Origin of the sequence: Haloferax prahovense (assembly GCF_000723845.1) — an archaeon.
Lineage (GTDB): Archaea > Halobacteriota > Halobacteria > Halobacteriales > Haloferacaceae > Haloferax > Haloferax prahovense.
In genome coordinates this window covers 2,301,085-2,323,271 of record NZ_LK053000.1, presented here as the reverse complement: position 1 = coordinate 2,323,271, position 22,187 = coordinate 2,301,085, and the positions used below count along the sequence as shown (strand labels likewise).

The following is a 22,187-nucleotide window of genomic DNA, read 5'->3' as shown; positions in this document are numbered from 1 at the left end:
ACTCGGATGCGGTAAAATCGGGGGACACCGTCGGGGTGGTTCGACGCGGCGCTCCGAGAGCGGAGCGCGAGAAAACGAGTCAACACCGGCATCGACTCCGGCACCGCCGACGCCGGCTTACAACACGCCGCGGGCGTACCACGCGCCGCCGACGAAGGTGACGAACGCGGCGGCCACGACCGACCAGCGGTGGTAGGTGAGCCACGAGTACTGCTGGTCGAAGCTGAACAGGAGCGTCGGGTCGATGGAGAACGACCACAGCGCGGCGATGCCGAGCATCGAAAGCGAGAGGACGAAGGCGAGTCCGGCGGCCGTCGCCGGGTCGGTCCGCTCCTGTCTGCCGGAGAGGAAGACGATGGTTTCGAGAAGCGCGAGCATCCCGACGAACGAGATGCCGACCGGGCCCGCGGCGTAGTAGGCGGCCACCTGTCCGTCCCCGCCCTCGATGGCGACGGCGGGAACCGCGACGGCGATTGCGAGGAGCAGCGCGCCGACGATTCCGACGGCCGGCGCGAGGCGTTCGGCGTCCATGGCCGGTCGTTCGGGCGACCGACTGATAAACGGTTTGAGACGTGCCGGTGAGGGATTGCCCGGTTTTAAATCGCGCTGCGACGACGTGCGCGTATGGACCGCGTAGCGATTATCGGTGCATCGATGACCCAGTTCGGGCAGCGAGACGCGTGGATTCGCGAACTGCTCGCGGAAGCGGGACAGGCCGCCCTCGCGGACGCCGACGTCTCGCCCGACGAAATCGAGCACCTCTACGTCTCGAACATGGCGAGCGGCGAGTTCGAGGGCCAGACGGGCGTGCCGAACGCCCTCGCTCACGACCTCGCGGCGATGCCCGCCTACACCGCCCGAATCGACCAGACCTCGTCGTCCGGCGGCGCGGGCGTCTACGCCGCGTGGCAGTCGGTCGCCTCCGGCGCGTCCGACATGACGATGCTCGTCGGCGGCGAGAAGATGACCCACCGCTCGACCGCCGAGGCGACCGACGTCATCGCCTCGCTGACGCATCCGGTGGAGTACAAACACGGCGTGACGCTTCCCTCCTTCGCGGGGCTGACCGCACGGCTCTACCTCGACACCTACGACGCCCCGCGGGAGTCGCTCGGGAAGGTCGCCGTCAAGAACCACAAAAACGGCGTCGACAACCCCCACGCCCAGTTCCGAAAGGAGGTCGACCTCGACACCGTCATGGACTCGCCAATCGTCGCCGACCCGCTTCGCCTCTACGACTTCTGTCCCATCACCGACGGCTCGGCGGCGCTCGTCTTCTGCCCCGAGTCGGTCGCCCGCGAGTACACCGACGACTACGCCGTCATCTCCGGCATCGGCGGCGCGACCGACACCCACGTCGTCCACGAGCGCGCCGACCCGACCACGATGGGCGGGGTCGTCAACTCCTCTGAAATCGCCTACGAGATGGCCGACCTCGAACCCGACGACATCGAGGTGGCTGAACTCCACGACATGTTCACCATCCTCGAGTTCCTCCAGTCGGAGGACCTCGGCTTCTTCGAGAAGGGCGAAGGCTGGAAGGCGGTCGAGGAGGGCGTCACGGACCGCGACGGCGACCTCCCCATCAACACGTCCGGCGGCCTGAAGTCGAAGGGCCACCCCCTCGGGGCCTCGGGCGTCGCGCAGGTGTACGAGATTTACAAACAGCTCATCGGTGACGCAGGCGAGCGGCAGGTCGACGCCGACGTGGGCCTCGCGTGCAACGTCGGCGGCTTCGGCAACTGCGTGACCACGACCATCATGGAGTCCCGATAATGTCCGACGACGTACCCGCGATGGAGGCGTACCGCTACCCCGACGGGAGCATCACCTACCCCGGCCACCCGGTCGGTCCCGGCGGCGAGGAACCGGTCGGCACGGTCGACCTCAGCGACTACACGGCGACGGTGCTGACGTGGACGAAATCGACGGCGACACCGCCGGGCGTCCGCCAGCCCAACACGCTCGCCATCGTCGAGTTCGACGTGGACGGCGAGCCCGTCCGAGCCATCGGGCAGGTCACTGGCGAGGACGACGTCGACATCGGCGACGAGGTTCGACCGGTCTACTGCGAGGAACTCCGCGAACCCGGTGCGGGCATCCGTGAGCCCGCGAGTCAGGAGTGGGACGGCTACCGCTTCGAACCGCGCTGAGCGGGCGAGTGTTGATATAACTACACCTTCTATCTCCCGTATGAACCGCACCAGCGGCGTCTCCTTCGCGCGCGACGCGGCGGTCGCCACGGCGGTACTGGCCGGGCTGTACGGGCTCGGCTACGGCATCCAGTTCCAACCGTTCCAACTGCCGACGTACCTGCTCATCGTCGGCTTCGATGCTCTCGAAGTCGCGTTCGGGTCCGCGGGTGCGGGCTACGACCTGCGTTTCGCCGCCTATCTCGTCGGCCTCGGCGTCGTCGCCGCGGGCGTCTCCCGTGTCGTCCGCGGGAAGTCGAAGACGGCCGGGCTCGCATGGTGGCGCGTCGGCGTGGCGTCGGCGCTGGCGGTCGTGGGCGTCATCTCGCTGCTGTTCGCGCTGTTGGTCCTCGTCAACGGCGTGCAGTTCACGCCCGTCCTCGTGACCGGCGGCGCGGGCATCGCGCTCCTCGCGCTTGCGGCGTGGGTCGGCGACCTGGTTCGCGTGGACGTTCGACCGGCGCGGTAACCGGGAATCGCTCGGCACGGAGGGCGCGTGTTCCGCCGCTCAGCGGTCGCTCGGCTCGTCGCCCGCATCGGCGTCGGACCCGTCACCGTCGTCGTCGCCCTTCACCTCGCGCTTAATCGACTCCAGTTCAGCGTCGACGTCGACTTTGGGTCCGTCGCTCTCGTCGTCTCCACCGTCCGGGTCGGCCTCTTCTGTCACGTCGATTCGGACCGGCCCCGTGCCGACCGGTTCGGCGTCGCTTGAGACGCGGCTCTCGTCGCGGGAACGCCGGGCGTCGTCACGCCGTTGCCACTCCGATTCGAACGTTCGTTCGTCCTCGCGCCAGCGACGCTCTCGGGTCGTTCGCTCGCGCTCGGCCTCGGTGATTCGCTCGTCGAGTTCGTCGGCGAGCGAGCGGGCGCGGTCCATCACGTCGCGCGCCTCGGGGTTCGTCGGCAGGTCGGCCTCCGACAGCGCGTTTCTGAGTTCGTCGAGGGCGCGGTCGACGCCGGAGACGGCGCTCTTCGGGACGTTTCGCATCCGGGACTCCGTCTCGCTTCTGGCGTCTTCCATCGCGCGGCCGGGGTCGGACAGCCGCATGAGACGGCGGAGGAGTTCGAGGGAGGCGATGGTCGCTTCGAGGACGGCGATGACCGTCGGGATGGTGTACGACTCGGTGAATCGCAGTACCTCGCCGAACGTCGGCGGACGCGGGGGCCGAAAGCGGTCGTCGCCGGTGACGCGTCGGCCGCGGCCGCGGTTGCGGTCGCGCTCCTCGCGGAGTTCCGCGCCGAGTTCGTCGAGCGTGTCCCCGAGTTCGTCGAGTAAATCGAGGATGTCGTCGTCGCGTCGTCGGTCGCTCATGGCCAACGGTTGGGTCGCCGCGGGGATAAGCGTTCGAGGGGTGGCGAACCCGCGCGGGCCGAGGTCGACCCCTACCGGCGCGGGACCGCGCGCTGGTACTGCGGCGGCCACTCCGCGTCGGCGTCGAGTTCCTCGGCGGCGTGGAGCGCGAAGTACGGGTCGCGAAGGTGCTCGCGGCCGACGATGGCGAGGTCGGCTCGCCCGTTGCTGACGACTTCGTCGGCGTGGCGGGCGGTTCGGATGCCGCCGACCGCGCCGACCATCATGTCGGTCTCCTCGCGGATGACCTCCGCGAAGGGAACCTGATAGCCGGGGCCGGTGTTCGGAATGCGCTGGTCGGGGTGGATGCCGCCGGCACTCACGTCGACGAGGTCGACGCCGAGGTCGTCGAGGTCGGCCGCGAGGCGGACCGACTGCTCGATGTCCCACGACTCGCGGTCGTCCAGCCAGTCGGTCGCGGAGATGCGGACGAAGACGGGCTTGTCGTCGGGCCAGACCTCCCGGACCGCTTGCGTGACCTCGCGGAGGAGCCGCGTCCGGTTCTCGAAGGAGCCGCCGTACTCGTCGTCGCGGTGGTTCGTGATCGGCGAGAGGAACTCGTGGAGGAGGTAGCCGTGGGCCGCGTGGACCTCGGCGATTTCGAAGCCGGCGTCGAGGGCGCGCTCGGCCGCGGCGCGGAAGTCGTCGACGACGCCTTCGATTCCGTCGGTCGAGAGCTTCCGGAGCGGCGGGGCCTCGCCCTCGTAGGGCCACGGCACGTCGCTGGGGGCGACGGTGGTCCATCCGCCGTCTTCGGGCGCGACCGGCTCGCTCCCCTCCCACGGCCGGGACTTGCTCGCCTTTCGGCCCGCGTGGGCGAGTTGGATTGCCGGTACGCTCCCCATCGACGAGACGAACGAGGTTATCTGCTGAAGCTTCTCGACGTGGTCGTCCGACCAGATTCCGAGGTCGTTCGGCGAGATGCGACCCTCAGGGGAGACGGCCGTCGCCTCGGACATGACGATGCCCGCGCCGCCGACGGCGCGGCTTCCGAGGTGGACGAGATGCCAGTCCTCGGCGAACCCGTCGGTCGAGGAGTACTGGCACATCGGCGAGACCATGATTCGGTTCCGAACCTCGGTGTCGCGGAGCGAAAGCGGCGTAAAGAGCGTGTCCGTCATCGACCCCGATTGGGCGGGGGCGGAAAAACCCCCCTCGGTTCCGGTGATGCAGTCCGGTTTCGGCTACTCCACCGACCCGACGAACGCGCGCTGTTCGGCGAGCAGGTCGCGGTCGAGCGTCCAGACGAGGTCGCGCTCGCCGCGGTTCAGCGCCGCCGCGACGACGCCGTCGGGACGAACGACGAGCGAGCGACCCGCGTACTCCGAGGTATCGGACCCGGAAACAGACCCGCTCCCCGTCCTGTTCGCGCCGACGAGCCACCGCACCCCGTCGAGGGCGCGGGCGCGACAGAGCAGTCGCCAGTTCGTCGAGTGAGCGGCGGGCCACGCGCCGACGACGAACAGGGCGTCGATTCGCTCGTCGGTCAACGCAGCGCTGTCGCCGACGAAGTTCAGGTCGTAGCAGGTGAGGAGTCCCGTCCGTCCGGCGGGTGTGTCCGTGACGACGAGTTCGTCGCCCGGCGTGACGACCTCGGATTCGCCGCCCCAGAGGTGTCGCTTCCGGTAGACCGCGGCGGAGCCGTCGGGACGGACGTAGGCGGCCGCGTTGTAGAGCGTCTCGCCGTCGCGTTCGAGGTAGCCCGCGAGCACGTCGAGTTCGTTGTCGGCGGCGACGGACGCGAGGAAGTCGGTCGCACGCTCCCGGGGTATCGCGCCGCTGAAGGCGCGGCTGTCCGCGACGAAGCCCGTGAGCGCGTACTCGGAGAACAGCGCGATGTCGACCGACTCGGAGAGATCGGCGGCGCGGGCGCGCACGTCATCCTCGTTTCGCGCCGGGTCGAGGTCGAACGCCGCGCGCTGTGGCACGGCGATGGTTGGACCGGTCACGCTCGGAGGAACGGATGGGCCGCGAAAAAGTGGCCCGGATAGTATCGGCGGTCGGTGCCACCCGGAGACGCGAAGCGAAGGGAAACGCTCTTTTTACAGTCGAACGGACTTCCGGCATATGAGTGACGGGGACGACGACACGACAGAACTCTCGCCCGAGAGCTTCGACGAGCGCCTGACCGAGGCCGAGGAGGCTCTCGAGGCGGCCGAGACCGAAGCCGACCTCGACGAGGTCGAGGCCACGCTCGACGACATCGAGGCCGACGTGGAGGCCGCGGACCTGCCCGAACCGGACGACGAAGACGAGGACGACCCCGCCGAGGAACTCGAATCGCGCCTGTCCGACCTGCGCGACGAACTCGAATCCCAGCGCGGTCCCTACGCCGAAGACGCCGTCGAAACGCTCGAAGAGGCCAAGTCCACCATCGCAGACACCCGGTGGACCGAGCAGGGCGAAGGCGAAATCGTCGCCGCGGTCGAGACGTTCGCCGACGAGTTCAACGGCGTGCTCGACGCGAGCGTCTCCGTCGACGGCGACGACGAGGACTCCCTCACCGCCGCCGTCGACGACGCTGTCTCGGCCGTCGAAGCGGCCGACCTCGACGCCGACGAGGACGCAGAAACCATCGCGGACCTCATCGAGGTCGCCGACGGCCTCGCGGACGGCCTCGACGACGCCCAGGAGTGGGACGACCTCGAAACCCGCGAGAAGCTCCAAGTGCAGGGCTTCTACGACGTGCTCGGCCACTACAAGGACTACCCGCCGGAGCTGTCGGCGCTGAAGGAACACGAAAAGCGCGGCAACGTCGAGATGATTGCCCTCGCGTTCGAGAGCTTCCAGTCCGACTTCATGCAGGAGTACTGCATCGAGGCGTTCACGCGGATGAACGACGACAGCGCCTACGAGACCATCGAGGGGCAGGCCAAGCGCCGCGACAAGGGCGTCATCAAGGCCATCGGCAAGATGGCCGCCGAGGAGGGCGTCGAGATGCTCGTCGACTACGTCGACACCGACAGCGACCCCGCGCTCCAGAAGGTCGTGTTCAAGGCGCTCGGCGAAATCGGCTCCGAGGAGGCGACCCAGCCCATCGCGAACAAGCTCGTCACCGAGAACGACAACGTCCGCTCGGCCGCCGCGCGCGCGCTCGGCCTCATCGGCGACACTCGCGCCGTCGACCCGCTCTCGGACGTCGTCGCCGACGACGACGTGGACTCCGTCCGCGCCAGCGCCGCGTGGGCGCTCCGACAGATCGGCACGGAAGACGCGCTCGAAGCGGCCGCCGGCTACGTCGACGACCGCTCGTTCCTCGTCCAACGCGAGGCCGAACTCGCCGCCGAGTTCCTCGGCGACGACGTCGAAGCCGAAGCGACCGTCTGAGGCCGCACGACGACGCGACACCCTCGCGGTTCTGCGGTTTTCCTCTCGTGTTCTTTCTCTCGCAACCGCTCGCGCTGAGCCACCGGTCGCGAACGTTTTTGTAGGGTGACGCGACCACCGCGTGGTGTGTCTCGTCGCGCCCTCGCCGCCGCGCTCGCCGCCTCGCTCGTGGTCCTGCTCGCGGCCGTCGTTCCCGCGCCGATAGCGGCCGCGCCGGGCGAGACGAACGCGACGAACGCGCCCGACTCGGCTACCCCCGCCGACCCGTCGGCGTCCGGCGGCCCTCGAATCGTCTCCGCGCTGCCCGACCCGGCGACGCCCGACGACCGCGGCGAGTTCGTCGCCGTCGCCGCGCCCGCGGGAACCGAACTCTCGCTGTCCGACGGCGAAGACACCGTCTCGTTCGCCGCACCCGGCGGGACGGTCGCCGTCGCCGCCGACCCGGACGCGGCGGCGCACCTGACCGACCACCCCGTCGTCGCGCCCGGCCTCGACCTCGCCAACGGCGGCGAGACGGTCACGCTCCGCGTCGTCGGTGACGACGGCTACGAAGGGAGCGTCAGCGCCCCTATCGAAGGCGGAAACGGCGTCGTCGCCGACCGCCTTACCTACGACCGGAGCCACGAGGGCGCGCTCCTCGAACGCCGGGACGGCGCGTGGTCGTGGTGGCCGCGGTCCCTCCCCCGACGGGACGTCGCGACCCACGGCCCCGCGAACGCGACGCTGTTCGTCCTCCCGGACTCACCCGAGCGCCCGGTCTCGACGCTCCGGTCCGCGGACGAGCGGATTCTGCTCGCCGGCTACGTCGTCTCCTCCGCGCGCGTCGCCGACGAACTCGTCGCCGCCCGCGAGCGCGGCGTCGCCGTGTCGGTGCTGGTCGAAGACAGCCCGGTCGGCGGCTTTCCGCGGCGGTCGGCGCGGGTCCTCGACCGCCTCGTCGACGCCGGCGTCTCGGTCCGCGTCGTCGGCGACCCGCACTCGTTTCATCACCCGAAGTACGCCGTCGTCGACGACGCGGCGCTCGTGATGACGGAGAACTGGAAACCGGCCGGAACCGGCGGGCGAAAGAGCCGCGGCTGGGGCGTCGTCGCGCGCTCTCCGAGCGTCGCAGCCGACCTCGCGGCCACCTTCGCTGACGACGCGGCGCTCCCGGAGACGGTCCCGTGGGAGACGTACCGAGTCGGTCGGTCGTTCGTCCGCACCGAGTCGGCGAACGGCTCGTATCCCTCCCGCATCGCGCCAGAGTCCGTTCGGGTCGACCGCGTCGCCGTCCTCCGCGCGCCCGACAACGCCGAGTCCGCGGTCGTCTCTCGACTCGACGCCGCCGACGCCCGAATCGACGTGCTACAGCCGACCGTCGAGGCCGGCGGGCCGTTCGTTCGCGCGCTCAAGCGCGCCGCCGACCGCGGCGTCCGCGTTCGGCTCCTCCTCGGGAGCGCGTGGTACGTGGAGGAGGAAAACCGCGCGCTCGCGGAGCGGTTGAACGAGTGGGCCGACAGGGCTGGAAAGCCGCTTTCGGTCCGCCTCGCGCGACCCGGCGGCCGGTACGGCGCGATTCACGCGAAGGGCGTCGTCGCCGACGACACCGCGCTCGTCGGCAGTCTCAACTGGAACCGACACTCGGCCCGCGAGAACCGCGAAGTCGTCCTCGCGCTGTCGGACCCGGCCGCCGCGGCGTACTTCCGCGGGGCGTTCGCGGCGGACTGGCGAGCGAGCGGGCGCGGGGCGGAGTCGAAGCCGGGGCTCGTCGCCGCGGCCGCCCTCGCGGTCGTCGTCGGAGTCGCGGCGCTCAGGCGACTGGAGTTCGAAGAATAAGTGTCCGCGTGAGCCGCGACTGCGACCTTACGCCGTCGTCGACAGCTCTTCGTCGATGTCGGCTTCGGCCATCTTCTCGACGAGGCTGTCGATGACCTCCTCGCGCATGCCGCTGACGAACTTGATGGAACCGACGACGAGGTGGCCGCCGCCGGAGACGCCGCCTCCGACGACTTCCTCGTTCAGTTCGGCGACCATCCGCGGGATGTCGAGGCGGACGCCGTCAGAGCGGAGGACGGCGAAGTCGGGACCGTAGCCGATGGTGATGACCGGCTCGCCCGTCTCCTGGACCTTGCGGTCGTGGAGCTTGCCCGTGGTCTTGCCCGGCGCGGGGTAGGTAAAGCGGTGGGCCCACTTGTCGAGGTCGATGCGGTAGAGGTTGGCCCCGCTGTCGAGGCGCTCGTGTTCGAGGTGCGGTTCGGCCGCTTCGAGCTGACGGTCCACGTCGCGCTCGGCGCGCGTCGAGAGGAACTCGACGAGCTCGCGGTGTCGCTCATCGTCGTCGCAGCCGACGTTGAGCACGTCGTTGACGATGGACGCGCCGTCGTTGTAGCGCAGCCAGTGGGCGGCGTAGTCGAGCGCCTCGCCAACGTCGAGGAGCTGTTCGCGGTCGTAGCCCTCGTCCTCGGCGAGCGCGATGTAGTTGTCCATGACCTCCGCCTTCGAGCGGTCCGACAGCCCGGCGACGGCGGGGACGTGACGGAGTTCGTCGGTCACGTCGGGGTGAATCATCCGCGCGAGTTCGACGCACATCATGCCGGTCGTGATGCGGTAGTCCTCGTCGTGGAGGTACGGGTTGACGTGCGCATCGAGGAGGTGGTTGACCGCCTCGGGGTCGGGGTGGTGGTGGTCGACGACGGCGATGGGCACGTCGTAGTGCGCGAGGTTCTCGTAGGCGGGCACGTCCTCCTCGGTCGACCCGTTGTCGAGCATGAGCAGGAAGGGGAGCCGCTGGCCGTGGCGGGCGCGACCTTCGAGCGCGAAGTTCAGGTCGCGGGTCACGTCCTCCATCTCGTAGAACGGGGCCTTGCTCGGCAGGCGCTTGAACAGGTGACGCGGCGCGTCGGGGTCGTCGTGGACCTCGGTGATGAGCCGTTCGAGGGCCAGCTGGACCGGAACGGACGCGCACATGCCGTCGCCGTCGGCGTGGTGGCGGACGCGAATCGGGCGGCCTTCGAGGACCGTCCGGCGGAGCAGGCGGGCCACGTCTTCGAGGTCGCCGCGGAGCTTCTCGAACGCCGGCCACTCCACGAGCGGTTCGACCGGCTCGGGCTCGGCGCGCTCGTCGAGCGCGGCGTCGATGCGCTGGCGGGCGTCGGCCGCGGTCTCGTCGTCGAGAACGGTCAGACCGTCGACTTCGAGCTGGCGGGTCCCCTCGTGGTCTTCGACGGTGCCGGCCATGCGGACCACGTCGTCGAGGTCGACTTCGGGGAACGCGCGGACGCCGGCCTCTTCGAAGGCGGCGGCCGCGACGATGCCGGAGTCGTCGGCGATGCGGAAGACGGTCGGACCGCCGGTCTGCTTAATCTGCGTGACGACGCCCTCGACCGTGACCGAATCGCCGACTGTAAGGTTGGAGATAGGCGTGATGGTCGGTTCGTGGTCGACGGTCAGCGTGCGGTAGTCGTCGGGCGTTTCCTCGGCGAACGCGATGTCGCCGTTCTCTCGGACGGATTCGAGGCGGACGACCAGTCGGTCGCCGACCTCGTAGTCGGTCGAGAGATTGGACTCGTGGATGAGACCGGAGACGGAGTCGGAGATGTCGACGAAGATACCGTACTCCACGACGCCGTTGACGACGGCGTGGTAGTAGGCGTCGGTCTCGACGTCGTCGGCGGTACAGTTCGGTGCGAGATCGTAGACGATAGGTCGTGCGTCCGAATTCGGACCCGAGTCGTCGCCGGAATCCCCGGCGTGCTCGTCGCTCATGGTCCCGCTAGGTTAGGGGGTAGTGTTAAGCTTTACAAAAGCATCTCACGTGCGCGACCGGTTCCCACGACTCGATTCGCCCCGAACACTGCGGGGACTGGGCGTCAGTACCCGAGTTCGTCAAGCGCGTCTTCGACCGACGGGACGTAGTCTCCTCCGAAGACGCGGACGTGTTCGAGAAGGGGAAACAGCGCGTAGACGGGCGAGCGCTCCTCGAAGAAGCCGTCGGCGATGGGTCGTGACTCGTCGTAGGCGTCGAAGAAATCGTCGCCGGCGGCGTCGAACCAGTCGATGTAGGCGAGTTCGACCTCGGGGTGGCCGTAGTAACACGCCGGGTCGAGGAAGGCGACGACGCGGTCGCCGCGGACGCGGAGGTTCGCGCCCCAGACGTCGCCGTGGACGAGTCGCGGAGCCGCCGGCTCGACGAGGAGCGCGTCGAGGTCGCCCGCGACCGACTCGATTCGCTCGGCGGTCGCGTCCGGGAGTCCCGAATCGAGCGCCGCATCGGTCCACGGGAGGAGGCGCTGGTCGCGGAAGAACTCGACCCACGAGTCGGTCCACGGGTTCGGCTGACGGTACGGGCCGGAGAGCGTGTCGTAGGGGAAGCCGAACGCCGGCGCGGTCGTCTCGTGGAGCGCGGCGAGGTGGACGGCGAGGTCGCGCTCGGCGGCGGGAGTCAGGTCGGACGTCCCCTCGACGTAGTCGAGGACGAGCAGGCCGGGGTCGGCGTGGTGGACCGCGGGGACCGGGAGCCCGGCGGAACCGAGCGAGTCGAGCATCGCGGCCTCCACGTCGAGCGGCGTGTCGCCGACCTTGGCGACGACGGGGTCGCGCCCGTCGAAGTCGAGACGGTAGACGCGCCCGACGTGCCCGCCGTCCAGTTCGGTCGTCGCGGTCGGCGGCGCGTCCGCGGAGAGCGCGTTCGTCACGCGGGCGACGAGGTCGGAATCGAGCGTCACACCGGAGTTCGGGCGAGCGCCGACCTCAGTATGGCGGTTCCGTTCCGGCGACCGACTCGGCGTTCCGGAACCCTTAGATGGAGCGCCCGCGGACGGTTCGGTATGCGACTCTTCCGGTCGCGGGAGGTCGTCGGCATCGCCGCCGACGCCCTCGACTTCGCGCTCGAAGCCTCTGCGGAGACGCATCCGAACGAGTACATGGGACTCCTCCGCGGCGAGGACGCCCGCCGACTCGGCGTCGACCGCGACGGCTACGTCGTGACGGACGTGCTCATCATCCCGGGGACCGTCTCGGACCCCTACAGCGCGACCGTCAGGAACGACCTCGTGCCGAACGACTTCCGCGCCGTCGGGTCGATTCACTCGCACCCGAACGGCGTCCTCCGACCGAGCGACGCCGACCTCGACACCTTCGGGAGCGGCCGGGTCCACATCATCATCGGCGCGCCCTACGGCCTCGATGACTGGGAGGCGTTCGACCAGTCGGGCGAGGTCCGCGACCTCGACGTGCTCGACGTCGACCTCCCCGACCCCGAATCGTTCTTCGACTTCACGCAGGACGACATCGACGCGGAGTTGGACCGATGAGACGGGTCATCGCCCAGGGGACCTTCGACATCCTCCACCCCGGTCACGTCCACTACCTCTCGGACGCCGCGTCGCTCGGCGACGAACTCCACGTCATCATCGCCCGCGGCGAGAACGTGACGCACAAGCCGAAGCCGATACTCGACGACCGCCAGCGCCGCGACATGGTCGCCGCGCTCGACGTGGTCGACGAGGCGCACCTCGGCCACGCCGAGGATATCTTCGTCCCTATCGAGAAAATCGACCCCGACGTCATCGTCCTCGGCTACGACCAACACCACGACGAGTCGGGCATCAAAGCCGCCCTCGACGCCCGCGGCATCGACTGCGAGGTCACGCGCGCGACGCCGCGCGAGCAGCGCCACGACGACGAACTCCTCTCGACGGGCCGCATCATCGACCGCATCGTCGAGCGGCGCTGTTGAGACCTCGCCCGTCTTCGACGCACGACCCGATTCGCCGACGTTTCGAAGCGTTCTCTGACGGCCGAACGCGACGAGCGCGAGCGTCGTCACTCGGCGGGGAGCGTCGAAAGAGAAGGGAGGTCCGTTACTGCGTGGAGTTCGTCGCGGTGGAGTTCGAAGACGAGGACGACGACTCGCTGTTGGCCGACTGCTGCTCGTCGAGCCAGTTCTGGTACTCTTCCTGCGAGACGACTTCGACGGTGAAGTACATCTGAGAGTGCGCGACGCCGCAGTACTCAGTACAGTAGCCCTGGTAGGTGCCCTCCTCGTAGGCGACGGTCTTGATGGTGTTCGTCGAACCCGGCATCGCGTCCTGCTTGAGGCCGAGTTTGGGGACGTGGAATCCATGTATCACGTCCGTTGCAGTCACCTGGAAGTAGACCGGGCGGTCCTTGGGGATGACAATCTCGTTGCCGGACGTGAAGTTACCCTCTTCGGGGTAGTACATGTTCCAACCCCACTGGTAGGCTTCGGCCGTGACGACGACCGGGTCGTCGTCCATGGCGATGTCGTTGCCCTGGTGCGTGACGTTTTCGTTGGCCAGCACGCCGTAGGAGGCGACGCCGACGAAAAGCAGGATAATCGCTGTCGCGATGGTCCACGTGATTTCGAGCCGGCGGTTCTCCTTGGTCGGCAGTGCGCGCTCGCTGTTGCGGAACTTGATGACCGTGTAGAGGAGGATGACCTCCACCAGCACGGTAATCGGGATAGCGACGTACAGCAGCTTCCCGTTGAGCTGGTTGATAAGTTCCGACGTGGCGGACGCCTGCGCGGCGGCGGGGGTGGCAACGAGCGCCATCACGACCGTCGCGAGCAGGGACGCGAGCGCGAAACGCGTCTTTCTCATGCTGAGCGAGACTTAGGAACAACCGCATAAATGCATACCGACTCTCGGCCCGCCGTTTATCAACCCGCCCCCGCCATATCGCGGGGAGCGGCACCCGAACGCGAGGCGGAAAAGCGCGGGTCCTAAATACGGGACGGCCCAACAGGCCCGTAGGTGAATTTCGTGGCCACGAATCGCGATTCGAACACGTTCCACGGCCTGCTCGCCGCGACGGCGATGGGCGTCTATCTGCTTCTCATCGTCGGCGCGACGACCGCGCTCACGGACGCGACCGCCGCGTGTAGCGCCTGGCCCGCGTGCGGAGACGGCTTTTCGCTCCCCGCGACGCTCGACGGCTGGGTCGCCCTCGGTCACCGCGTCGCGGCCGTCCTCGTCGGTCTCCTCACGCTCGCCACGCTCGTCTCGGCGTGGCGAACCGACACGTCCCGCCGGGTGAGAGCAACCGTCACTGCGTCGGCGGTGCTCTACCCCGCACAGGCCGGTCTCGGCGCGGTCGTCGCCACCGTCGGCGTCGGCCCCGCGCTCTCGACGCTCCACTTGGTTCTCGGGATGGTCATCTTCGGCGGCTTCGTCGCCGCGCTCGCGTGGACGCTCGAAGCGGCCACCGGCGACCCCGACGACGCGCCGGTCGGCACCCCGTCGATGAGCCCCCCGACCGACGACGGCGAGCGACCGCCGGTCCCGACCGAACCTGTCGCCCGCGCGAAGGCGACGGTCAACGCGTACTTCCGGCTCATGAAGCCGCGGCTGATGTGGCTCCTCTGTCTCGTCGCGTCGGCGGCGATGGCGCTCGCCGGCACCGTCTCGCCCGGCCTCACGCCCGAGGTCATCGCGGCGACACTCGGCGGCGGCGTCCTCTCTATCGGCGCGTCCGGCACGTTCAACCACGTTCTCGAACGCGACGTGGACCGCCGGATGCAGCGGACGAGCGACCGGCCGCTCGCGGTCGACCTCGTGCCCGTCCGCAATGCCGTCGCGTTCGGCCTGCTTCTGACGGTCGCGTCGGTGGCGCTGTTCGCGTCCGTCAACTGGCTCGCGGCCGTCCTCGGCGTCGTCGCTATCGCCTTCTACAGCGTCGTCTACACGCTCATCCTGAAGCCAAACACGGTCCAGAACACCGTCATCGGCGGTGCGGCCGGCGCGCTTCCGGCGCTCATCGGCTGGGTCGCCGTCACCGGCGACGTCGGCCTCGGCGGCGTCGTCCTCGCCGTGGTCATCTTCCTGTGGACGCCCGCGCACTTCTACAACCTCGCGTTGGCCTACAAGGACGACTACGCCCGCGGCGGCTTCCCGATGATGCCCGTCGTCCGCGGCGAGACCGAGACGCGAAAACACATCCTCTGGTGGCTCGGCGCGACGCTCGTCGCCGCCGCCGGCCTCGCGGTCATGGACGCTCTCGGGATCGTCTACCTCGTGACGAGCATCCTCTTCGGCGGCGCGTTCCTCTACTTCGTCGTGCGCCTGCACTACGAGCGCGACGACACCGCCGCGTTCCGGGCGTTCCACGCCTCGAACGCCTACCTCGGCATGCTGCTCCTCGCCATCGTCGTCGACACGCTCGCGCTCTGAGCCCCGACCGCTACTCCCCACACATGGCAACCGCATCCGCACTCCCCCGCCCCTCGCGGGCCAGTCTGCTCCGCGCCGCCTTCGCCGTGAACACGACGCTGATCCTAGCGTTCGTCTACCTGTTTTTCACCGAGGCGAGCGTCGGCGCGCCGCGCTACGCGCTCTACGGCGTCGCGTGGGTCATCGTCGGCCTCTGGGTCATGTTCGACACCGACGTCGCGCCCGCCTCCGCCGCGACGAAGCGCAAGGCGGCCGTCGTCGCGGTCGGCTACTTCGCGCTCCTCGCGGTCGCCGGCGGCCTCGTCACCTCACCCGTGCCCGGCGGCACGAACGGCGTCCGCGTCGCCTTCCTCCCGCCGGGGTGGGGCCCGGCGCTCGTCTACGGCGGCGACCTGTTCAACCTCGTCCTCATGCCGGCGCGCGTGGTCGGCTACGCGGCGCTCGCGTTCCTCGTCTACGACACGGTCGTCGAGGCGGCGGGCGCGGCCGTCTCCGGGGTCGTCGGCCTGTTCTCTTGTGTCTCGTGTTCGTGGCCCATTCTCGCGTCGGTCGCCACGAGCGTCTTCGGCGGCGGGACGGCCATCGCCGCGACCGTGACGACGCTCTCGTACGACCTCTCGACGCTGGTCTTTCTCGTCACCGTCGTCTTGCTCCGGTGGCGACCCGGCTTCGGGACGTCGTAGTGACGGTCCCAGGAGCGCTCGCGGCCCGCCCCCTCGCTTTTACGCGCTCGCCGTGAACGTCCGGTCATGACAAGCGTCGAAATCGAATACTGCGTTCCCTGCGGCTTCCTCGACCGCGCCGAGCAACTACAGCACGCGCTGCTCGAACAGTTCGGCGACCGGCTCGACCGCGTGGCGCTCGTGACGGGCGACCACGGCGTTCTCACCGTCACCGTCGACGGCGAGCGCGTCTGGGACAAGTCGGAAGACGAGTTCGACCCGGACCTCGTGCTCCGGCGGGTCCGCCCGCACGTCGACTGAACGGGGCGGGACGTGAAGTCACTCGAACACGCCGTCGTCGGGGCGGTCGCCGGGGCAGTCGCCGCGGTCGCGTTGGACCCGCCGGGGAGCCTGCCGCTTCTCGTCGCCGGCGCGGTCTTCGTGAGCGTCTTCATCGACCTCGACCATTTCGTCATCGCCCGCGTCCAGCGCGGCGACTGGGCGAACTTGCGGCTCGCGGTGACGAACCCGCGGGTCGGCCTCCTCGACCAAGAGCGGGTGTTCGAGGAGTTCGACACCGAGTTCAATCGCAAGCGACTCCTGAGTCACCACCTCGTCGGCGGCGTCGCCGTCGGCGCGGTCGCGCTCTCGGGACTCGGGTCGCTCGCGGCGTTTCTCGCGGTCGTGCTCTACGTCCACGTCGTCTGCGACTACCTGCGAGACCTCGGCATCGCGTGAAAAGAGTCGCAAGCTGGTCCGGTCGCCCGCGTCGCCCGCGGTCGCTTAGTGGCCCCAGCGCCGACCGTCTTCGTCGTAGCGGGCGTTCATGATGCGCTCCCACTGGTCGGTCGAGATGTCCACGTCGGCCGCGCCGACGTTCTCGTCGAGTTGGTCGGTCGTCCGCGCGCCGACGATGGGAACGACGGTCGCCTCGGGGTAGTCCATCAGCCAGCGGAGCGCGACCTGCGCGGGGCTGGCATCGACTTCGTCGGCGACCGCGCGAATCTCGTCGAGCACCTTCCAGCCGCGCTCGGAGACGTAGAACCGGTCGAACCGCTCGTCGAACGACCCGCGCGCGCCGTCGGGCGCGACGTACTCGGTCGGGTCGTCAGAGTCGGTGCGCTCGTACTTGCCCGTGAGGAAACCGCCCGCGAGCGGCGAGTACGGACAGACCGCGATGTCCTGGTCGCCGCACGCGTCGAGGTAGTCTTTCACGTCCTCGTAGTAGCCGGCGTGGAACAGCGGCTGGGTCACGTCGAAGCGGGCGTAGTCGTGCACGTCGGACTTCCACAGCGCCTTCGTGAGCTGCCACGACGCCATCGTGGACGCGCCGAGGTAGTTGACCTTCCCCTCCTCGACGAGGCCGTTGAGCGCCCGGAGCGTCTCCTCGATGGGCGTCTCCTCGTCCCAGCGGTGGATGTAGTAGAGGTCGAGGTAGTCGGTGTCGAGGCGGTCGAGCGTGCCCTCGATCTGGTTGCGGATGTGGGTCCGCGAGAGGCCGCGACCGTTGGGGTTGTCCTCGTCGAACGGGAAGTACACCTTCGAGGCGAGCACGTAGTCCTCGCGGTCGCGCTCGGCCAGCCAGTTGCCGATGTACTCCTCGGAGGTGCCGTTCGGGTTGCCGTAGACGTTGGCGGTGTCGATGAAGTTCCCGCCGCGCTCCTCGAACGCGTCGAGGAGTTCGTGGGCCTCCTCCTCGTCGGTCTCGAGGACGCCGCTGCTCTTTCGACCAAATCGCCACGTGCCGAAGCACAACTCAGAGACGCGGGTGCCGGTCGACCCGAGTCGTCGATAGTCGAGGCTCATGGTCGATGCCACGACGGCGGGCGACTAAAGCGTGCGAGTAGCGGCGAGACGCTCAGCCTTGTTCGTCGGCGTCGGGCGATTCGGCGCGGGTCGCGTCCGTCTCGAACTCGAACAGTCCGCGCGCGACCGGCGCGCCGCCGAGCGCGAGCGCGAGGAGGAGCACCGCGAACCCGACGGTGACGAACCCCTGCGACGGGTTCTCGGCGAGCGACGTGACGTGGAGGGCCACCCCGACCAACGCGAGTACGACGGCGAACCGCTGGAGGACTGCGTCGTCCATGGCCGACCCACACGAGCCACCCGGGAAGCCCTTGCAACTCGCCCGCACGCTTTTGCGGCTTCCGCGCGACTACTACGCCATGTTCAGAGTCGCAGGTATCGGCCTCGGAAGCCTCGGCGTGCTGGAGTGCCGCTTGCTCAACGAACTGGAGGGCGTGCGCGTCGTCGCCGGCGTCGACCCCGTAGACGAGGTGCGCGAGCGGTTCGGAGACGAGTTCGACGTGCTGACCTACGAGACGACCGAGGAACTGCTGGACGCCGAGTTCCTCGACGCGGTGACCATCGCCTCACCGCACACCAAGCACTTCGACCAGGCGCTCGCGGCGCTCGACGCCGACCTCCACGTCCACCTCGAAAAGCCGATGGTGACCGACCTCGGCGGCGCGCGGGCGCTCGTCGACCGCGCCGAGGAGCGCGGCCTCACCCTCGCGGTCGGCTACCAACGCCGCTTCGACCCGCGGTTTCACGAACTCAGGCGCGTCATCGACAGCGGCCGCATCGGCGACCCGCACATGGTGGTCTGCCACCTCGAACAGGAATGGATTCGCTGGACGAAAGACGAGTGGCGCGGCGACCCGTCCCTCTCGGGCGGCGGCCAACTGTACGACTCGGGGTCGCACCTCCTCGACGCGGTGCTCTGGGTGACGCGCTCGACGCCGGTGACGGTCGCCGCGGCGGTCGACCACCGCGGCCACGACGTGGACGTGAACTCGGCGCTCGCGGTCGTCCTCGACCGCGACGGCGACCGCCTCACCGCGAGCGTGGGCGTCTCCGGCGACGGACAGAGCGTCCCCGACCCCGGCGAGTCGCTCCGCGTCATCGGCACCGAGGGGATGGTCGCCTTCGACGGCGAGACCATCGAGGTGGCCGAGGGGGGGATGACCTACACCGCCACGCCGCCGACGCCCGACTTCGAGGAGTTGACCCGGAAGAAGCTCCGGAACTTCGTGGACGCCGCGCGCGACGAGGCCGACCTCGCCATCCCGGCCGAGGACGCTCTCCACGTGACCGCGCTGACCGAGGCTGCCTACGAGTCGGCGACGACGGGCAGGCGAGTCAACGTCGACGGCGACGCCTGAGTCGCGGACGCTGGAACGACTTGCCCCCGACCTCAGACGCCGGTCAGCCGGTTCAGCGCGCCCGACGACCCGGTGACAATCGGCCGGTCGCTGGTGCAGACGTACAGTTCGCCGTCGGGGGCGCGGCCGAACGCGAGGACGTTCGTCCCCCCGTCGTCGCGGTCCGTCACGGGAATCTCCGCGATGTCCCACGGCCGCGACTCGCTCGGGCGGGCGGCGAACAACCGTCCCTCAGACTGCCAGTCGGCGAAGACGTACGCGCCCGAGAGCGCCGAAATCGACTCGCCGCGGTAGACGTGGCCGCCGATAACGGCCACGCCGGACGGTCCGTCCCCGCTGTGGGGGTACTCCAGCACCGGGTCGAGAAGCGGTGCGCCGTCGGGCGTCTCGGTCGGGCAGTCGTCGGCGCGGAAGCAGTGTGCGCCCTCGCGAACGTTCCAGCCGTAGTTGCCGCCGCGCTCCAAGAGGTTCACCTCCTCCCACGCGCCCTGTCCCACGTCGGCGACGTAGCAGTCCTCGCCGTCGAACGAGAGCCGCCACGGGTTTCTGAGCCCCCACGCGTACTGCTCGTCGAGGCCGTCGGAGCCGACGAGCGGGTTGTCCTCGGGGATTCCGTACGGCCGGTCGTCGTCGCCGGAGACGCCGCCGGTGGAGTCCACGTCGATGCGGAGGACGCTCCCGAGGAGGTTCTCGGTCACGTCCTGTCCGTTGCCGCCCGGAACGGCGTCGTACCAGTCGTCGACGTGGCCGCGTCCCTCGTCGTTCGCGCCGCCGCCGTCGCCCGTGGCGACGTAGAGATAGCCGTCCGGACCGAACGCGACGGCTCCGGCGTTGTGGTTCGACTGGGGCTCGGGGAGTTCGAGCAGCGCCCGCTCGGAGTCGACCGAGACCGTCGTCGCCTCGGGGTCGACCGTCAGCTCACTCAGGACGAACGTGTGACTGTAGTTCGAGGGCGTCCCCGAGCGTCGCGGGGCGCTGTACCGGAGGTAGAGCCGCCCGTTGTCGGCGAACTCGGGGTGGAAGGCGACGCCGAGGAAGCCGCGTTCGTCGTAGCCGTTGAGGTCGACGATGCGGTCGGTGATGTCGAGGTACGGCTCGCTCTGTAGTCCCGAGTCGTCGTGCAGCCAGATTCGACCGGGCTGGTCGACGACGAACCGCCGCGACCCGCCGAACGCCTCGGGGATGGCCACGTCGACCGGCGAGGCGAACCCGGTCGCCAGCGTCTCGTAGGCGACTTCGAGATCCGCGAGTGAGCCGTCGGACCCGCCGTTCGCGGTCGCGGTCGCCCCGTCAGTCTCGTCTGGCGTCGCGTCGCTGTCGGTCGTTCCCCCGGCTCCGTCGTCGGTCGGGGCGCTCGCACAGCCCGCGAGGCCGCCGAGGAGGGTCGCGCCGGTCGCGGCGAGGAAATCGCGTCGGGAACCGTTCATGTCAACGTAGAGCGGCGCGACCGGAGTAAGGCTTGCTACGACCGGGCTGGCGAGCCCTCCCCCGTTCGCCCACCGCCCCGCGACTCGAATCGAGCGGCGATTCCGAATCCCTTACCACCCGATAGTGACGACGGGTACGACATGGACGCGGTACTCGCCGCCGACGACCTCAGGAAGTCCTACGGCGACGTGGAGGCGCTCTCGGGCGTCTCCCTGTCGGTCGCCGAGGGAGAGGTCTTCGGCCTCATCGGTCCGAACGGCGCGGGGAAGACGACGCTGGTTCGCGCCCTCACGGGCACGACCGCGGTGGACTCGGGGTCGGCGGCCATCCTCGGGCGCGACCCGACCGAGGTCGACCGCCAGCGCCTCGGCGTCCTCCCGCAGGAGTTTCGGCCCGCGGGTCGGCTCTCCGCCCGCGAACTCGTGGCCTACTACGCGGGGCTCTACGACGACGCCCGCGACCCCGACGCGGTGCTCGACGAGGTCGGCCTCGCCGACGCCGCCGACACGTGGTACGAGAACCTCTCGGGCGGCCAACAGCGCCGCGCCTGCATCGCCCTGACGCTCGTCAACGACCCCGACGTGCTGTTCTTGGACGAGCCGACGACCGGCATCGACCCCGCGGGTCGCCGGTCGCTGTGGGGGCTCGTCGAGGACCTCGCCGCCGGCGGGACGACGGTGTTTCTCACCAGCCACTCGATGGAAGAGATAGAGCGCCTCGCCGACCGCGTGGGCCTGCTCAACGCGGGCGAGCTCGTCACGGTCGGCGAGCCGGACGACCTCGTCGCCGAGTACGGCGGCGAGAGCCGCCTCGTGGTCCGGACCGACGGCGACGCCGACGCGGACCTCGGATCGGTGTCGCTGCCGGCCGCGCTCGACGCGACGGTGTCGGGAGACGGCATCACCGTCCACGGCGTCGGCCCGCGCGACATCGGCGACGTGGTCGCCGCCTTCGACGACGCGGGCGTCGTCTACGAGTCGCTCGTCTGGAAACAGCCCGGCCTCGAAGAGGTCTACCTCTCGTTGACCGGCGAGCAGTTCGAGGCGGCCCGGCCCGCCGCGGCCGCCGCGGTCGGAGGTGACAGATGAGCCTCGCCGCCCGCGTCCGCGCTGAGTTCGTCGCCTCGTGGCACGCGTTCCTCCGGCGGCGGACGGCGGTGTTTTTCACGTTCTTCTTCCCCGCCATCATCGTCGTCATCTTCGGGGCGCTCGTGCAGACCCAGCCGACCGGCGGCGGCCTGTTCGCCGAGCCGAAGGAGTACTACATCGCCGGCTACCTCGCGGTCGTCGTGCTGTTCACCCCGCTGTCGCGCGTCGGCAGCACCATCGCGCGCCACCGCGAGGGAAGCCGCTTCGAGAAGCTGGCGACGACGCCGCTGTCTCGGGCCGAGTGGCTCCTCGCGCACTCGCTCGTCAACGTCGTCGTCATCGGCCTCGCGGCGCTGTTGCTCCTCGCGCTGTCGGCGCTCGTGACGGGCGCGTCGATTCCGCTGGCTCCCGCGACGCTCGCCATCGTCCCCTTCGTCGCGCTCGGCGTGACGCTCTTCTGCGGCCTCGGGGCCGTCATCGGGAGCGTCGCCGACTCGCAGGACGGCGTCATCGCCGCGAGCAACGCCATCGCGCTGCCCCTGCTCTTCCTCTCGGAGACGTTCGTGACGCCCGACCTGCTTCCGCCGTGGTTCGTCCCGGCGCTGAACCTCTCGCCGCTCACGTACTTCGCCCGCGGCGTCCGGGCGCTCACCTACGGCGGCGGCGACTGGCTCACCAACCTCGCGGTGCTCGCGGTGCTCGCGGTCGCGTTCTTCGCGGCGGGCACGGCAGCGATTCCGCGGACCGACTGAGGAGGCGCACCGCCCGCCTGCGGCGCTCGGGGGCGCTCCCGAGGGCGTCCGA

24 protein-coding genes are annotated in these 22,187 nt (G+C 69.5%); 14 read left to right on the top strand and 10 right to left on the bottom strand.

Going from position 1 to position 22,187, the window contains the following annotated elements:
* Window positions 1-117 precede the first annotated feature (117 nt).
* Window positions 118-531, bottom strand: a complete 414-nt coding sequence (locus tag BN984_RS11635; RefSeq protein WP_008092598.1) for a DUF7548 family protein — start codon at window positions 529-531, stop codon at window positions 118-120.
* Window positions 532-624: 93 nt separating this feature from the next.
* Here BN984_RS11635 and BN984_RS11630 point away from each other — a divergent pair, with 93 nt between their 5' ends.
* From BN984_RS11630 to BN984_RS11620, 3 genes are read left to right on the top strand one after another with little or no spacing between them, the layout of a single operon-like run.
* Window positions 625-1,776: a thiolase family protein gene (locus BN984_RS11630; protein WP_008092597.1), complete on the top strand. Its 1,152-nt coding sequence runs from the start codon at window positions 625-627 to the stop codon at window positions 1,774-1,776.
* A complete protein-coding gene (locus BN984_RS11625; RefSeq protein WP_008092595.1) occupies window positions 1,776-2,153 on the top strand; it encodes an OB-fold domain-containing protein in 378 nt (125 codons plus the stop codon). Before BN984_RS11630 ends, BN984_RS11625 begins: the two co-directional genes overlap by 1 nt.
* Before the next feature lie 40 nt (window positions 2,154-2,193).
* Window positions 2,194-2,661, top strand: a complete 468-nt coding sequence (locus tag BN984_RS11620; RefSeq protein ID WP_008092593.1) for a hypothetical protein — start codon at window positions 2,194-2,196, stop codon at window positions 2,659-2,661.
* A 39-nt stretch (window positions 2,662-2,700) separates the two neighbouring features.
* Here BN984_RS11620 and BN984_RS11615 read toward each other — a convergent pair whose 3' ends face one another.
* From BN984_RS11615 to BN984_RS11605, 3 genes are all read right to left on the bottom strand, one after another.
* On the bottom strand, window positions 2,701-3,504 hold the full coding sequence (locus tag BN984_RS11615; RefSeq protein ID WP_008092591.1) for a DUF7547 family protein: 804 nt from the start codon (window positions 3,502-3,504) through the stop codon (window positions 2,701-2,703).
* 71 nt (window positions 3,505-3,575) lie between these two features.
* Window positions 3,576-4,664 carry an NADH:flavin oxidoreductase/NADH oxidase gene (locus BN984_RS11610; protein WP_049968290.1) on the bottom strand — a complete coding sequence of 363 codons (1,089 nt, stop codon included), beginning with the start codon at window positions 4,662-4,664 and terminating at the stop codon, window positions 3,576-3,578.
* Between the two features lie 63 nt (window positions 4,665-4,727).
* Window positions 4,728-5,492 carry a carbon-nitrogen hydrolase family protein gene (locus tag BN984_RS11605; protein ID WP_008092589.1) on the bottom strand — a complete coding sequence of 255 codons (765 nt, stop codon included), beginning with the start codon at window positions 5,490-5,492 and terminating at the stop codon, window positions 4,728-4,730.
* Between the two features lie 118 nt (window positions 5,493-5,610).
* On the opposite strand from BN984_RS11605, the gene BN984_RS11600 reads away from it, so the two are divergent.
* Window positions 5,611-6,870, top strand: coding sequence for a HEAT repeat domain-containing protein (locus BN984_RS11600; protein ID WP_049968289.1), 1,260 nt, complete (start codon window positions 5,611-5,613; stop codon window positions 6,868-6,870).
* 126 nt (window positions 6,871-6,996) lie between these two features.
* Window positions 6,997-8,685 (top strand): phospholipase D-like domain-containing protein, encoded by a 1,689-nt coding sequence (locus BN984_RS11595; protein WP_049968288.1) that lies wholly within the window; start codon window positions 6,997-6,999, stop codon window positions 8,683-8,685.
* Window positions 8,686-8,712: 27 nt separating this feature from the next.
* On the opposite strand, the gene BN984_RS11590 is transcribed toward BN984_RS11595, so the two are convergent.
* Window positions 8,713-10,614: a DHH family phosphoesterase gene (locus BN984_RS11590; RefSeq protein ID WP_008092584.1), complete on the bottom strand. Its 1,902-nt coding sequence runs from the start codon at window positions 10,612-10,614 to the stop codon at window positions 8,713-8,715.
* 104 nt (window positions 10,615-10,718) lie between these two features.
* Window positions 10,719-11,573 (bottom strand): fructosamine kinase family protein, encoded by an 855-nt coding sequence (locus BN984_RS11585; protein WP_049968287.1) that lies wholly within the window; start codon window positions 11,571-11,573, stop codon window positions 10,719-10,721.
* 102 nt (window positions 11,574-11,675) lie between these two features.
* On the opposite strand from BN984_RS11585, the gene BN984_RS11580 reads away from it, so the two are divergent.
* Complete coding sequence (locus tag BN984_RS11580) at window positions 11,676-12,161, top strand: Mov34/MPN/PAD-1 family protein (protein ID WP_004977600.1); 486 nt, start codon at window positions 11,676-11,678, stop codon at window positions 12,159-12,161.
* Window positions 12,158-12,586, top strand: a complete 429-nt coding sequence (locus BN984_RS11575) for an adenylyltransferase/cytidyltransferase family protein (protein ID WP_008092579.1) — start codon at window positions 12,158-12,160, stop codon at window positions 12,584-12,586. The genes BN984_RS11580 and BN984_RS11575 overlap by 4 nt, the downstream gene beginning before the upstream one ends.
* 124 nt (window positions 12,587-12,710) lie before the next feature.
* Here BN984_RS11575 and coxB read toward each other — a convergent pair whose 3' ends face one another.
* Complete coding sequence (gene coxB / locus BN984_RS11570; RefSeq protein ID WP_008092577.1) at window positions 12,711-13,472, bottom strand: cytochrome c oxidase subunit II; 762 nt, start codon at window positions 13,470-13,472, stop codon at window positions 12,711-12,713.
* A 162-nt stretch (window positions 13,473-13,634) separates the two neighbouring features.
* Here coxB and BN984_RS11565 point away from each other — a divergent pair, with 162 nt between their 5' ends.
* The 4 genes from BN984_RS11565 to BN984_RS11550 all read left to right on the top strand — a co-directional run bounded on the left by BN984_RS11565 (window position 13,635) and on the right by BN984_RS11550 (window position 16,441).
* The gene (locus tag BN984_RS11565) at window positions 13,635-15,041 is read left to right on the top strand and encodes a heme o synthase (protein ID WP_049968618.1); all 1,407 of its coding nucleotides are present in this window, start codon (window positions 13,635-13,637) and stop codon (window positions 15,039-15,041) included.
* 23 nt (window positions 15,042-15,064) lie between these two features.
* Window positions 15,065-15,724 (top strand): DUF7546 family protein, encoded by a 660-nt coding sequence (locus tag BN984_RS11560; RefSeq protein WP_049968286.1) that lies wholly within the window; start codon window positions 15,065-15,067, stop codon window positions 15,722-15,724.
* A 66-nt stretch (window positions 15,725-15,790) separates the two neighbouring features.
* A complete protein-coding gene (locus tag BN984_RS11555) occupies window positions 15,791-16,024 on the top strand; it encodes a SelT/SelW/SelH family protein (protein ID WP_008092573.1) in 234 nt (77 codons plus the stop codon).
* A gap of 12 nt (window positions 16,025-16,036) precedes the next feature.
* On the top strand, window positions 16,037-16,441 hold the full coding sequence (locus tag BN984_RS11550; RefSeq protein WP_008092571.1) for a metal-dependent hydrolase: 405 nt from the start codon (window positions 16,037-16,039) through the stop codon (window positions 16,439-16,441).
* 45 nt (window positions 16,442-16,486) lie between these two features.
* Here BN984_RS11550 and BN984_RS11545 read toward each other — a convergent pair whose 3' ends face one another.
* Complete coding sequence (locus BN984_RS11545) at window positions 16,487-17,509, bottom strand: aldo/keto reductase (protein WP_049968285.1); 1,023 nt, start codon at window positions 17,507-17,509, stop codon at window positions 16,487-16,489.
* 52 nt (window positions 17,510-17,561) lie between these two features.
* Complete coding sequence (locus BN984_RS11540; protein WP_008092568.1) at window positions 17,562-17,789, bottom strand: hypothetical protein; 228 nt, start codon at window positions 17,787-17,789, stop codon at window positions 17,562-17,564.
* 79 nt (window positions 17,790-17,868) lie between these two features.
* Here BN984_RS11540 and BN984_RS11535 point away from each other — a divergent pair, with 79 nt between their 5' ends.
* Window positions 17,869-18,867 carry a Gfo/Idh/MocA family protein gene (locus BN984_RS11535; RefSeq protein WP_049968284.1) on the top strand — a complete coding sequence of 333 codons (999 nt, stop codon included), beginning with the start codon at window positions 17,869-17,871 and terminating at the stop codon, window positions 18,865-18,867.
* 32 nt (window positions 18,868-18,899) lie between these two features.
* Here the strand turns inward: BN984_RS11535 and BN984_RS11530 are convergent, their stop codons facing one another.
* On the bottom strand, window positions 18,900-20,294 hold the full coding sequence (locus tag BN984_RS11530; protein WP_049968283.1) for a PQQ-dependent sugar dehydrogenase: 1,395 nt from the start codon (window positions 20,292-20,294) through the stop codon (window positions 18,900-18,902).
* 141 nt (window positions 20,295-20,435) lie between these two features.
* On the opposite strand from BN984_RS11530, the gene BN984_RS11525 reads away from it, so the two are divergent.
* The gene (locus tag BN984_RS11525) at window positions 20,436-21,383 is read left to right on the top strand and encodes an ABC transporter ATP-binding protein (RefSeq protein WP_049968282.1); all 948 of its coding nucleotides are present in this window, start codon (window positions 20,436-20,438) and stop codon (window positions 21,381-21,383) included.
* On the top strand, window positions 21,380-22,135 hold the full coding sequence (locus BN984_RS11520) for an ABC transporter permease (protein WP_008092545.1): 756 nt from the start codon (window positions 21,380-21,382) through the stop codon (window positions 22,133-22,135). Before BN984_RS11525 ends, BN984_RS11520 begins: the two co-directional genes overlap by 4 nt.
* Window positions 22,136-22,187 lie beyond the last annotated feature (52 nt).